The organism is Glaciibacter kafniensis, from assembly GCF_039538945.1.
Taxonomy (GTDB): domain Bacteria; phylum Actinomycetota; class Actinomycetes; order Actinomycetales; family Microbacteriaceae; genus Cryobacterium; species Cryobacterium kafniensis.
In genome coordinates, this window is sequence record NZ_BAABCN010000010.1 from 354,347 (window position 1) to 366,601 (window position 12,255).

The following is a 12,255-nucleotide window of genomic DNA, read 5'->3' on the forward strand; positions in this document are numbered from 1 at the left end:
TCGATCAACGGGGCGGGAATGCGTGACTCAGTGCGCGCCGCAGGTGTCGCCGACGACCAGCGTTCCGGGCAACATATGATGCTGCGCGTCACCGTGCTCGAGCCAGGCGTCGAGCGTCTCATAGGCGGCGACCGCCAGCTGTTGCAGGGGGAGCGCTACCGTCGTCATCCGGATGCTGCCACGCAGCGTCTCGCGGATGCCGTCGAAACCGACGACGGCGAGATCCTCCGGCACACGCAGCCCGAGCACCGCTGCCGCGCGCATCGTGGCCAGAGCCTGTTCGTCGGTCGTCGCGAAGATGACCCGAGGCGGATGCTCGGCGCCCAGAATCGAGAGCACGGCCGACTCGGCGTCGAAACGGTCGTAGGAGACCCGGTGCAGCCGGTCATCGGTGGGCAGCCCCGCCTCCTGCATGGCCTGAAGCCACCCGAGTTCGCGACGCCCGGACGGGCCGACGTCGTTGGGTCCGGTCAGACAATGGATGTCGGTGTAGCCGTGTTCCAGCAGGTGGCGCACGGCCTCGAACGCCCCACCGGCATCGTCGAAGAGCACACGCGGGCCCTCTGACTCGAGCGGGGCCGAGTGCAGGTAGATGCGCGGACAGTCATCGGCGTCTGCGCCTCCCTGCCCGACGCTCGTGACGAAGATTCCGCGTGCGCGCAGGTCGGAGAACGCGTTCTCGTAGTCGACCTCCGTCTCGCGCTTGTAGGCGGTGTTGCCGAGGAGCGTGAGCAATCCGCGGCGACGCCCCTCCGCTTCAAGATGGCGGGAGAGCTCACTGAAGAACGCATTCGACGAATCGGGAACAAGCAGCCCGACCAGGTTGGAACGCCCGGCGCTCAGCGCGCTGGCGAGCGGGTTGCGGCGGTACCCCAGAGTCGCGATCGCGCTCTCGACTTTCGCCTTCGTCGCAGGCGACACCGTGCGTGGCCCGTCGTTGATGACATAGCTCACGACTGCCGTCGAAATGCCGGCCAGGCTGGCCACATCGGCCAGCGTCGGTCGTCGTGTCGGTGTGCTCACGCTCCCCACTCTAGTCAGGGCGTCATGCGAAGTAGCGTTCTTGACAACAACGAATCTAAGCGCTTAGTATTTCGAACAGTTTCCCGAATCCTCCTGCTGTTGAGCGGCGCTGTGGTGCGCCGGGGAGTTTCTCTCACCGACGAGAAAGCCGAATGATCGATGGACGAAATAGCCGTGGCACTCCCTGAGTCGACGACGACCCCTGTCGGGGACGCATCCGTCGGCCAGGCCAAAATCGAATGGGTGCGGCGCCACTCGCCCGTGCTCAACGGATTCGTGCGCGAGACCCTCGCTGACGGAGCCCTGGCCGGCGTGCGCATCGCTGTCGTCGTTCACCTCGAAGCCAAGACGGCGTTTCTCGCCACGGTGCTGGCCGACGCCGGCGCCGAGGTCATCGTGGCCGGGAGCAACCCGCGCACGACGAACGGTGACGTCGTCGAGGCGCTGCGCGCCCAGGGCCTGACGGTCGTCGCGGAACCGGACGGCGACTACGACAGCTGGGAGCGCGAACTGCTCGCCGCCGCCGACTACGCGCCCGACTACATCATCGACGACGGTGCAGAGCTGACGATGCGGATGGCGCAGTTCCGGCCGGAGCTGTACCAGCGTTTACAAGGGGTGTCAGAGGAGACCACGACCGGTACCTCCCGTCTGCACGCCATGTCGGCCGCCGGCAAATTGCCGTTCAAGACGCTCACCGCCAACGACGCGCGCTGTAAGCACCTCTTCGACAACAAGTTCGGCACCGGACAGACCACCGTGCAGGCGCTGCTCAACCTGACCAACCGCCAGATCGCGGGCGCTCGCGTCGTCGTCGTCGGCTACGGTTTCGTCGGTCGCGGCATCGCGCAGTATGCGCAGGCCATGGGTGCACGCACCTTCGTGATCGAGATCGACCCGGTGCGTGCCCTCGAAGCACACATGGACGGCCACACGATCGGTGCGGCCAAAGATGTGCTGCCGACCGCCACCATGGTGGTCACCGCCACCGGCGGAATGCGGGCCATCGGCGAAGCAGACTTCCCGTACCTGCGCGACGACGTCGTGCTTGCGAACGCGGGTCACCATGACCTCGAGGTGGATGTCGACGCGCTCGCCGCAGCATCCACTCTGACCACGGAGCCGCGCACGAACATCGTCACCTACCGTCTCGGTGACCGGGACATCCACGTGTTGAGCGGTGGCGCCCTGGTCAACATCGCCGGCGGCAGCGGCCACCCGGTCGAGATCATGGACCTCACCTTCGCGGTGCAGGGCCTTGGCATCCATTACCTCGCCACCACCGACCTGGCCGACGGGGTGCACATCATTCCGAAGCACCTCGACGACGCGATCGCCGCCGCGAAGCTCGCCAGCCTCGGCGTGACGCTCGATGAGGTTCGCCCCGAGCAAGAAGACGATTCCGCTGACTGGCTCGAAGGGATTCCCAGCGCATGAACGCATCGATGAGCGAAACCGTCACACCCTCTGCCGGGCAGGGACGCATCGACTGGGCCTTGCGGGGCATGCCCGTTCTGAAAGCCATTGAGAAACGCCTCACCGAGTCGGGCACCCTGGTCGGGCTCCGCGTCGGCGTGGCACTCGTGCTTGAGCCCAAGACCGCCAATCTGGCTCTGGCGCTGAACCGTGCCGGGGCCGACGTCAGCGTCTACTGCGTCGGACGCAACACCGACGGTCGCGTGGCATCGGCGCTCGCCGAGGCCGGCCTGCAGGTCTTCGCCGAAGAAGGCGCCGGCGACGAGCGCGACCTGGAGCTCGCCCGTGACTTCTTGCGCACGAAGCCCGACATCCTGCTCGACGACGGCGCTTCACTCATCCGTCTCGCACACCGCGAGTTTCCTGAGCTCGTCGCCAGCATGCTCGGCGCCGCCGAAGAGACGACCAGCGGGGTGCGCCCGCTACGCGCGATGAACGACGAGGGTGCACTTCACATCCCCGTCATCGCCGTCAACGACGCCAAGACCAAGTACCTCTTCGACAACGTCTACGGCACCGGCCAGAGCTGTGTCATGGCCATGCTCGACATCACCAACCTGCAGCTGGCCGGCCGCAACGTCGTCGTCGTCGGCTACGGCTGGGTCGGTACGGGGGTGGCCAAGCACGCCGCCGCGATGGGGGCCCGCGTGATCGTGACCGAGCTCGACCCGATCAAGGCTTTGCAGGCGTTGCACGACGGATACCGCGTGCTCAGTCTCGCCGACGCCGCGCCGCAGGCGGAGGTCATCTTCGCGGCGACCGGCATCGCCGGTGTTGTCACCGCCGCGCATGTGGCCGACCTGCCGAGCGGCGCCATCCTCTGCACAGCGGGCGGCGGCGCGTTCGAACTGCCGATGGACTACCTCGATTCGACGGGCACCGGTCGAATCGTGCGCGAGGCCATCACCGAATACACGCTCCCATCTGGCAAGACGGTGCAGGTCATCAGCGAGGGCGACTGCCTCAACTGCGCCGATGCCGAGGGCAACCCCATTGAAGTGATGGACCTGTCACTGTCGCTTCAGGCGCTCGCCGCCGAACAGATCGCCACCGAAGCCACGAGCTGGGCACCCGGCGTCTACCCGATCTCTGTCGACGCCGAAAACGCCGTCGCCGTGATCAGACTGCGCCACGAGGGCGCCACCCTCGAACCCCTGACCGACGAGCTCACCGCTGCAATGCGCAGCTGGTAACGAGAGGACACCACGACCATGTTCGGTTCGAAACTTCATAAGCGCAGTGCCGCAGCAGTCGCTGCGGTCGCGCTGTCCGGCCTGCTCCTGACCGCATGTTCCGGCGGTTCCACAGCCCCCACAGAGCTCACCCCCGGCACCGTTCCCGACGCGAAGACCAGCCTCACGGTGTGGTCGTTCCTGCCCGGCAACTACGACAAGGGCGTTGAGGCCTACGACGCGATCGCCGCCGGCTTCACCAAGAAGTACCCCCAGGTCACGGTCAAGGTCGTCGACATGCCCTACCCGACCTACTTCGACCAGGTGCGCAACGCCACCGTCGCGCAGAAGGGCCCCGACGTCATCACGATGTACGGCGGCGCGCAGGCGATGAGCTACAAGAACGGCCTGTTCCCGCTGCAGAACGCCATGGAACCCGACGTCAAAGAGAACCTGAAGTTCGTGGCCGACAACTTCTCCCAAGACGGCAACCTCTACATCCTGCCGACCGGAACCTACGGCTACGCGATGATGGTCGACCAGGCGAAGTTCGCCGAAGCCGGCGTCGACCCCGTCGCAGGTATGAAGGACTGGCCGAGCCTGCTCGACACCTGCAAGACCCTGAGCGCGAAGGGCATCCAGCCGATCGCGTCCGGGTGGAAAGACGGCTTTCTGTTCGAGACGTTCATGTACATGATCTCCAGCCAGATGATGGACACCGAGACGCTGAACCAGTGGATCGCCGGTGAGATCCCGCTCGATGACCCCATGTTCGCCGACGCGACCAGCTACATCACCGGCATGAACGACGCCGGCTGCTTCGGCGACGACGCGGCGCTTGGCCGCAACATGTACGACGACGCGTTCAACCAGTACTACGCCGGCGAAGCCGCGATGATGGTGACCGGTTCGCTGAACACGGCGCAGCAGGCCTACGACACGATCCCCACCACCACGGTGATGGCGCTGCCGCAGGTTCCGTCGTCTCAGCACGACGCCCTGATCGACGCCGGTGCTGAAGCCGGCTGGTCGGTGACCAAGTGGACCAAGAGTCCAGAGGCATCCGTCGCGTTCGTCAACTACATGGCCGGGCCAGAAGCCCAGAAGATTCTCTGGGACATGGCCGGTGTGCCGCCGAACCTGAAGAACCTCGAGGTTGAGCCGACGACGCCGATGCAGCAGGCATTCTTCCCGCTGCTTGCGAACCCGGAGAACCACACGGGCTTCGCGGCCTTCCCGCTGCCGGTGCTCGCCACCTTCGAACGCAATGCGGCGCCGTTGATGGGTGGCACCCTGAGCGAGGCTGACTTCCTCAAGCAGGCACAGTCAGCGTTCGTCAAGGCCAAGTAGCTCACCCTCGTGAGCAACTGACAGCAAGCAACAGGAATAGCCATGACACCTGTCCCAATCTCTGGAGGCACGCTGCGGCAGCCGCGGCGGTCGAGCACCTCGCTCGACCGCTCGCGGTTCCTCGGCACCGGCCTGTTTCTGCTGCTGCCGGTCGTCATCCTCGAAGTCGCCCTCTTCTTCGTTCCGCTCGTCTACATCTTCTTTCGGTCGACCTATGACTGGCAGCCGGGGGGAGAGTCGACCTTCATCGGCGTCGACAACTACACGGCGTTGTTCGCCGACCCCGAGTTCTGGGAAGTCGTCGGCAACCAGCTGTTCTACCTGCTCGGCCTGCCCCTCTGGGTGATCGCGCCGTTGGTCGTCGCCTACCTGCTGCGCGAGAACGTGGCCAAGGCCGGCATTTTTCGGTCGATCTACTTTCTTCCCGCCGTCATGTCGCCGGCGATCGTCGGCCTCGTCTTTCGTTCGCTGCTCTCCGGTGATGGCCCGGTCAACTCGTTTCTGAACAACATCGGGCTGGGCGAATTCGCGCTGCCCTGGCTGACGGATGCCGCGCTGGTCAAGCCGGTCATCATCATTCTGGTTCTCTGGGCCGGGTTCGGCACCGGCGTGCTCATCTTCTCTTCCGCGTTCGCGGCGGTGCCGCAGAGCCAGTTCGAGGCCGCGCGACTCGACGGCGCCGGGTTCTGGCGGGAGTTCTGGTACATCGCGATTCCGAACATCCGCTCGACGGTTGTGCTCTGGACGATGTTTCAGGTCATTTCGATCTTTCTGTTCATGTTCGCCTGGATCTACGTGCTCACCGGTGGAGGCCCCGGCCTCGCCAGCACCACCATGGACTACGCGATCTACCAGAACTTCATGCGGTTCGGCTACTTCGGAACTGCCGCCGCACAATCGGTGGTGCTCGTCGTGATGATTCTGGTGATCGCCAGTTTGACCGTCGTCATTCCGGCGGTGGTGCGCCTGGTCACCGGTCGGGTGCGCCCTCGTGCAGCCGTTGCAACGGTCACGCTCGCTGCGCCGGCGCGCGCAACCGATCGTGCGGCGGGAGAAGCGTCATGACGACCATTGCCACCGAACGCAAAGTGAAGACCGGCATCGCGGTGCTCATCGCGATTCCGTTCATCATTCCGTTCCTCTTTCTCGTCTCGACGACGGTGCGGAGCCCCGCCGACTATGCGGCCAACCCGGGCGGGCTGCCCCGCTCGTTCACGCTCGACAACCTGGTGAACGCCTGGAACGACGCGAACCTGGGGATGGCGCTGCTCTCGACACTGTTCGTGTCGGTCATCGCCTGCCTGGTCTGTGCCTCGACCGCGTTGGCCGGCGCCTACTGGTTTCGGATTCACGACGGCCGCTTCATCGGAATGGTGCGGGCCGTTCTGGTGGCCGGCTACGCGATCCCGATGATCGCCTGGCTGATCCCGGTCTTCGTGATCCTGGCCAACGGCAACCTGACGGGCAACCTGTTCGTCGCCGGCATCGTCAACGGCGTCTCGAGCCTGCCATTCGCGCTCTACCTGGTGCACACCTTCTATAAGCAGGTGCTCACCGCTGAAATTCTTGAAGCCGTCACCCTCGACGGCGCCGGCACTCTCAAGGCGTTCTGGCACGTGGCGATTCCGATGTCGCTGCCTGCCCTCGCATCCGTTGTGGCTCTGGTTTTCGTCTGGTCGTTCGGCGACCTGCTCATCTCGGCAACACTGCTGCAGTCCGACCCCGCCGTCTACACGGTGACACTGGCCGCTACTTCGCTCTCCACGCGAGAAGAAGTCAATTTGCAGGGGCAGGCCGCGGCGGCCCTCGTCGCGCTCCTGCCGACAATCGTTGTGTTCCTTTTCGCCCAGAAGTCTCTGGCGAAGGGTTTCGGAGGCGGAAGTGAAAAGTAAGGTTTTTTCGGCGGACTGGGTGCTGCCCGTTGCGGCGCAGCCGATTCGAAACGGCGTTGTCGTCGTTGCCGATGAGCGGATCGTCTGGCTCGGCACGGCCGATGAGATGCCGGCTGAGTGGGCGGAGAGCCCGGTCGAACGGCGTTCCGGCGTGCTCATGCCCGGGCTCGTCAACGCGCACACCCACCTGCAGTACACGCACTTCGACGAGGTGGGCCGCGGCAGTTTCACGAGCTTTGAGGACTGGTCGGATGCGTTCGGTCTCGTCTACGACGAGGTCACCGATCCGTCGGCCTGGCGCGACGCCGCCCTCGATGGGGCCAGGCAGGGCATCGCCACCGGCACGACCGTGTTCGCCGAGATCGTCACCAACGATGAGGCGCGCGGCTCGCTCTCCGAGTGCCGGGTCACCGGAATCGAGTACCTCGAAGCCATCGGCGAGTTCGGCAACTCCTGGCGCGACGGCGGACGCGACACTTTTCTCGCGCGGCTCGCGGCTTCAGGCGCTGTTCCGTTCGGGGTGTCGCCGCACGCGCCGTACAGCCTCGACGGCGCGGTCATCTCCGATCTGATGCAGATCGCGGCCGAGCGCGACCTGCGCGTGCACTCGCACGTCGGGGAGTCGGCGGTCGAAGCAGACCTATACCGTTCCGGTGTCAACACCGTCTTGACCGCTTATGGCGACCTGCGCGACGAGTTCGAGCTGGTGCGCAAGGGCGGGGTCGGCCACACGACGGCCGAATATGCCGATTCCATCGGGCTGCTCGTGCCGACCGCGCACCTCGCTCACGCCATCTATCTCGATCGGGCCGAGCGCGATCTGTTGCGCTCTCGGGGCACTCAGGTTGCTCTCTGCCCACGCTCGAACAAGGTCATCGGCCTCGATGCGCCCCCGGTCGCGGCCTATCTCACCGAGGGCCACGAGATCGCCGTTGGCACCGACTCGCTCGCGTCGTCGCCGTCGATGGATTTGATGGCGGATGTCGCACTGCTCGCAGTTCTCGCCCGCGAGCAGGGCTACACCGACGACGACCTCTATCGGCGCCTCGTCAGGGCGGCCACTCTCGGGGGCGCGCTGGCGATGGGGGTGGCCGACAGCCTCGGCTACGGCTCGTTGACCGTGGGTGGGCCGGCGGATCTCGCGGTGTTCGACGTCGACGTGCACGGCGACGACGTCGAGCGCGCTGTCGTCGAGCAGGCGGCGGGGCGCTGCACGCTCACGGTGTCGGCCGGTCGGGTCGTTCACGACTCGTCGCTGGCGCCGGTCGGCTGACGTTCGCCGTTTCGACGAATTCGTCGTCACGATTTCGCTGCCCGTTCGTTAGCATGAGGGAGTGAACACCGCCCTCGACTTCTTCGGAAACCTCGCCGAGCTGTTCAGCTGGATCGGCTTGGGCCTGGGGCTGGTGTTCCTCGTTCTCTGGCTCATTGTGCGCTCGGTCAGCGGCCGGTGGATCGAGACCGATGCCGAGGTCGTCACCGAATCGGGCGGGGTCTGCCTGCGTTGGATGTCCATCGATGGGTTGCACGAGCGGTCGATCAGCGCCGCCGAATACGACCAACTTCACCGTGCCGACCGCGTGCGACTGTTCTACAGCCAGCACGCGCCAGAGCGCATCCGCTTTGACCGGATCGGACATGGCGAGAACACCCTGCGCCTGTTGACGGTGCTTCTTCTCGGCCTGGGTGCCGTGGCGCTTGTGGCGTCGATCGTGGTGCTGTTCATCGAGGCGTAACCGAGTTTTAGTGCGATACTTCACAGGGCGGGGCACAGCTTTGGGTCTTTTGCGCTCAGTGGGGCGAACGCGGGGCATGCGCGTGAGATGCTTGTCCAGCGAGATAAATATAAAACGTTGCGTTCACTTTTACGGGAATGTCGACGATGTTCAGCTCAGGGGCGATGTGCCGGGGCTCCATGCCATCGCGTCCTGCCGGCGTGCACCAGGCACGGGCCGCTGAACTGACACGAGATGAGAGGGTGGCGGATGACACCCCGCACACCCTCCGCTCACTCGACGAATCCGGCTCAGCCACAGCACATGGCTGCCCCGCACCCCGAACTCGGCCCGGCGCTGCTTCGCGGCGCGCTGATCGGTTTGAGCCTGTTTCTGCTCGTCGTCGTAGCCGCTGCAGTCGTCGTGCCACGCGCGATCGGCGCGGTGCCGATGCCGGTTCTCACCGGATCGATGGCGCCCACGTTCTCGGCCGGAGACCTGATTGTCGTGCAGACGGTTGCCCCAGAAGACCTGAGCGTCGGCGACATCGTCACCTTCCGGCCGCAGGGCGACGACCTGACGCCGCTCACTCACCGGGTGGTCAAAATCACTCGTGCCGATGGCAGAGTCCAGTCGCTCACGACGCAGGGCGACACAGACGCGTCTGCCGATGCGCCGATTGTTCCGGGCCAGGTGCTCGGCAGGTACCTCTACCGCATGCCCGGACTGGGTTTTGTTGCCCAGCTCACACCCACCGAGAGTGCCGACTCGAAATAGCTCGTGAGCGGCTCAGAGGTCTGGGCTCGATGGAGTCGCTGAGACCGGTAGTCGCTTAGATTGGGAGGCCGCTTGTCGGCGTTCGCTTCTTCTGCACCGTTTTCTTGAGCATGAACATCGGCAGGAAGAATGCCCCGAGGGCGGTTCCGAGCCAGACGACGAGGGTCGCCAGAATCCAGGTCTGCCAGCCGGTGATGTGCAGTCCGCCGGTGAACAGCGTGGAGAGCAGCAGCGCGACGAATGTGGAGAGCAGGCCGACGCCGCCGAGGAACGCCGGTGCGTTGCGCGCCGTCATCTTCATGATGAACGGTGACAGCACATTCTGAGCGACGGTGAAGACGACAATCGTCACGATGAATCCACCGACAGAAAGCTCAACCCCCGGCAGCAGCCAGGCCGCGGCGAGCAGGCCGAGTGTCGCGGAGAGAAGAAAGATCAGGGTTCGGATCAGAAGGCGCAGCATGTGCCGATGTTAACGTATGCCCGGTATCAGGGCGGGGATCGGCGCGTCTCTCGCATCACTTCGCGTCTCCTGGCATTGCTTCCCGCGCGCCGGTTCGGCCGCTCGTCGTGCGGTCGCTCGCTGACGCAGAAACCGTCCGCATTGCGCATCTGTCAGAAGAGACCGCACCGATCATGCGGCATCCGATGACTGGAGCGGTTTCTGACACGGGGATCTCTTGCCGCTGCCGCTTGCCGCACATCCTTCGCGGGCCCGACCATTGCCAGGGATCGTCAGCCCGGTTAAAATTGACCGTCGCTGTGTCGCCCGCGCAGGCTGGGGAGCACACAGCCGACCCGCACCCCGGCATCCGATCGCACCCCAAAGATCGCACCAGATAGATCCGCACCAGACACAAGCAGTGCCGGCGATCACTCATCGACAAGCACCTCTGGCAGGAGCTCATTCATGACAATCATCGAGGCGACCGGCCTCACCAAGACCTACCGTTCAAAAAGCGGTCCCGTTCACGCGCTCGCGGGCATGGACCTTTCGGTGCCGCGCGGCACGGTGAAGGCGCTGCTCGGCCCGAATGGGGCCGGAAAAACCACTGTCGTCAAAGTGTTGACGACCCTGATCAGGCCGGATACCGGCACCGCGTTCGTCGACGGAATCGACGTGGCCCAGAACCCGAAGGCCGTGCGCCGCATCATCGGGGTGTCCGGCCAGTATGCCGCGGTCGACGAAGACCTGACCGGTTTCGAGAACCTTGAGATGGTCGGTCGGCTCTATCATCTGGGCGCTGCCGTCGCCCGGCGTCGGGCCCACGAACTCATCGATCTCTTCGAGTTGACCGCGGCCGGCAACCGCCCGGTCAAGGGATTCTCCGGCGGGATGCGCCGCCGGATCGACCTGGCCGGTGCCCTCGTGATCAACCCGAAGGTGCTCTTTCTCGATGAGCCGACAACGGGGCTCGATCCGCGCAGTCGCCTGGCCATGTGGGACGTCATCACCACACTCGTCGCCGGCGGCACCAGCGTTCTCTTGACGACGCAATATCTCGAGGAGGCCGATCAGCTGGCCGACGATATCTCGGTCATCGATGATGGCGTCGTCATCGCCGAGGGAACCTCGGATCAGCTCAAGGCTCAGATCGGCGGGCACCGGGTGGTCGTGGCGCTCGTCGACGCGGCCGACGGTCCGGCCGCGCGTGACATCCTCGCGCGCTACGGCGCCGGCGAGGCGACACTGTCTGCCGACGGGCGCGGGGTCGAGGTGGCGGTGATCGATGGGCCGGGCGCCTTGCAACACGTGCTGGTCGACCTGGGTGAGGCGGGCATCCTGCTTCACGATGCCGGGATGCGCCGACCGACCCTCGACGACGTGTTTCTCAAGCTCACCGGGCACGCGGCGGAGAAAGCGGCTGCGACAGACGACGACCTCGCGGAGGCGGGCGGCGCCGCCAAGAAGAGCAGGAGGGGCCAGAAGAAGGCTCGTGATACGAAGTTGGAGTCAGTGCGATGACCTCGAGTGCAACTCGTATTCCCACCTCGCTTCCGACGGCGGAACCCACGTCCAATCCATTTGCACTCTGGTACGCCGACGGCTGGACGGTGACCAAGCGCAACCTGATCAAGATCAAACGCTCACCCGACATGATCGTGTTCGCGGTCATCCAGCCGATCATGTTCGTGCTGCTGTTCAGCCAGGTCTATGCCGGGGCGATCGCGGTGCAGGGGACCGATTACGTGCAGTTTCTGATGGCCGGAATCTTCGCACAGACCGTGGTCTTTGGTTCGACCTTCTCGGGAAGCGCGATGGCACAAGATCTGAAATCCGGCATCATCGATCGGTTCCGCAGCCTGCCGATGAGTTCGTCGGCCGTGTTGATCGGCCGCACCAATAGCGACCTTGCGCTCAACACGATTTCGATGGTGATTATGATGCTGACCGGTCTCGTGGTCGGCTGGCGGGTGAACTCCTCGTTTCTCGAGTTTCTTGCCGGGCTCGGACTGCTGCTGCTGTTCAGCTACGCGTTCAGCTGGGTGATGGCGCTGCTGGGCATGAGCGTGCGGAGTCCGGAGGTCATCAACAACGCGTCATTCCTCATCCTGTTTCCGTTGACCTTCATCTCGAACGCCTTCGTGCCACTCGAGACGCTGCCGGAGCCGCTACGCACGTTCGCCGAGCTCAACCCGGTGTCGTCGCTCGTGCAGGCGGCCAGAGAGCTCTTCGGCAACACCGGTTCGGCGCCGGTTCCGGATGTCTGGACTCTGCAACACGCGACCCTCACCGTGTTGATCGGGGTGGTCGTCATGCTCGTCGTGTTCGTGCCGCTCTGCATCAGAAAGTTCGCCTCGATCAGTTCGCGCTGACATCCGTCTGCCAGTTCGCGCTGACATCCGTCT

12 protein-coding genes are annotated in these 12,255 nt (G+C 64.9%); 10 read left to right on the forward strand and 2 right to left on the reverse strand.

The genetic code is table 11. The annotated features are described in order from the left end of the window. Positions 1–27: 27 nt before the first annotated feature. A complete protein-coding gene (locus ABD791_RS15945) occupies positions 28–1,023 on the reverse strand; it encodes a LacI family DNA-binding transcriptional regulator (RefSeq protein ID WP_345068507.1) in 996 nt (331 codons plus the stop codon). A gap of 159 nt (positions 1,024–1,182) precedes the next feature. Here ABD791_RS15945 and ABD791_RS15950 point away from each other — a divergent pair, with 159 nt between their 5' ends. The 8 genes from ABD791_RS15950 to ABD791_RS15985 all read left to right on the forward strand — a co-directional run bounded on the left by ABD791_RS15950 (position 1,183) and on the right by ABD791_RS15985 (position 9,405). Continuing rightward, entirely contained in the window at positions 1,183–2,460 is a 1,278-nt protein-coding gene (locus ABD791_RS15950; RefSeq protein ID WP_345068509.1) for an adenosylhomocysteinase, read from the forward strand. Further along, complete coding sequence (locus tag ABD791_RS15955; protein WP_345068511.1) at positions 2,457–3,692, forward strand: adenosylhomocysteinase; 1,236 nt, start codon at positions 2,457–2,459, stop codon at positions 3,690–3,692. The genes ABD791_RS15950 and ABD791_RS15955 overlap by 4 nt, the downstream gene beginning before the upstream one ends. 18 nt (positions 3,693–3,710) lie before the next feature. Next, positions 3,711–5,021 carry an ABC transporter substrate-binding protein gene (locus ABD791_RS15960; RefSeq protein ID WP_345068513.1) on the forward strand — a complete coding sequence of 437 codons (1,311 nt, stop codon included), beginning with the start codon at positions 3,711–3,713 and terminating at the stop codon, positions 5,019–5,021. Between the two features lie 42 nt (positions 5,022–5,063). Further along, a complete protein-coding gene (locus ABD791_RS15965; protein WP_345068515.1) occupies positions 5,064–6,086 on the forward strand; it encodes a carbohydrate ABC transporter permease in 1,023 nt (340 codons plus the stop codon). Further along, positions 6,083–6,913: a carbohydrate ABC transporter permease gene (locus ABD791_RS15970; RefSeq protein WP_345068517.1), complete on the forward strand. Its 831-nt coding sequence runs from the start codon at positions 6,083–6,085 to the stop codon at positions 6,911–6,913. The genes ABD791_RS15965 and ABD791_RS15970 overlap by 4 nt, the downstream gene beginning before the upstream one ends. Continuing rightward, complete coding sequence (locus tag ABD791_RS15975; protein ID WP_345068519.1) at positions 6,903–8,186, forward strand: amidohydrolase family protein; 1,284 nt, start codon at positions 6,903–6,905, stop codon at positions 8,184–8,186. The genes ABD791_RS15970 and ABD791_RS15975 overlap by 11 nt, the downstream gene beginning before the upstream one ends. A gap of 61 nt (positions 8,187–8,247) precedes the next feature. Then, on the forward strand, positions 8,248–8,649 hold the full coding sequence (locus ABD791_RS15980; RefSeq protein ID WP_345068521.1) for a hypothetical protein: 402 nt from the start codon (positions 8,248–8,250) through the stop codon (positions 8,647–8,649). A gap of 303 nt (positions 8,650–8,952) precedes the next feature. Further along, positions 8,953–9,405, forward strand: a complete 453-nt coding sequence (locus tag ABD791_RS15985; RefSeq protein ID WP_345068523.1) for a signal peptidase I — start codon at positions 8,953–8,955, stop codon at positions 9,403–9,405. 55 nt (positions 9,406–9,460) lie between these two features. Here ABD791_RS15985 and ABD791_RS15990 read toward each other — a convergent pair whose 3' ends face one another. Next, positions 9,461–9,868 carry a hypothetical protein gene (locus ABD791_RS15990; RefSeq protein WP_345068524.1) on the reverse strand — a complete coding sequence of 136 codons (408 nt, stop codon included), beginning with the start codon at positions 9,866–9,868 and terminating at the stop codon, positions 9,461–9,463. 447 nt (positions 9,869–10,315) lie between these two features. Between ABD791_RS15990 and ABD791_RS15995 the strand changes: the two genes are divergently transcribed. Further along, entirely contained in the window at positions 10,316–11,371 is a 1,056-nt protein-coding gene (locus ABD791_RS15995) for an ATP-binding cassette domain-containing protein (RefSeq protein WP_345068525.1), read from the forward strand. Beyond that, positions 11,368–12,222: an ABC transporter permease gene (locus tag ABD791_RS16000; RefSeq protein WP_345068526.1), complete on the forward strand. Its 855-nt coding sequence runs from the start codon at positions 11,368–11,370 to the stop codon at positions 12,220–12,222. The genes ABD791_RS15995 and ABD791_RS16000 overlap by 4 nt, the downstream gene beginning before the upstream one ends. The last annotated feature ends 33 nt before the right edge of the window (positions 12,223–12,255 follow it).

Coding starts and splice junctions, on each gene's coding strand:
- ABD791_RS15960 (WP_345068513.1), top strand. CDS start 3,711: ATGTTCGGTTCGAAACTTCATAAGCGCAGTGCCGCAGCAGTCGCTGCG.
- ABD791_RS15970 (WP_345068517.1), top strand. CDS start 6,083: ATGACGACCATTGCCACCGAACGCAAAGTGAAGACCGGCATCGCGGTG.
- ABD791_RS15985 (WP_345068523.1), top strand. CDS start 8,953: ATGGCTGCCCCGCACCCCGAACTCGGCCCGGCGCTGCTTCGCGGCGCG.
- ABD791_RS15950 (WP_345068509.1), top strand. CDS start 1,183: ATGGACGAAATAGCCGTGGCACTCCCTGAGTCGACGACGACCCCTGTC.
- ABD791_RS16000 (WP_345068526.1), top strand. CDS start 11,368: ATGACCTCGAGTGCAACTCGTATTCCCACCTCGCTTCCGACGGCGGAA.
- ABD791_RS15955 (WP_345068511.1), top strand. CDS start 2,457: ATGAACGCATCGATGAGCGAAACCGTCACACCCTCTGCCGGGCAGGGA.
- ABD791_RS15965 (WP_345068515.1), top strand. CDS start 5,064: ATGACACCTGTCCCAATCTCTGGAGGCACGCTGCGGCAGCCGCGGCGG.
- ABD791_RS15990 (WP_345068524.1), bottom strand. CDS start 9,868: ATGCTGCGCCTTCTGATCCGAACCCTGATCTTTCTTCTCTCCGCGACA.
- ABD791_RS15995 (WP_345068525.1), top strand. CDS start 10,316: ATGACAATCATCGAGGCGACCGGCCTCACCAAGACCTACCGTTCAAAA.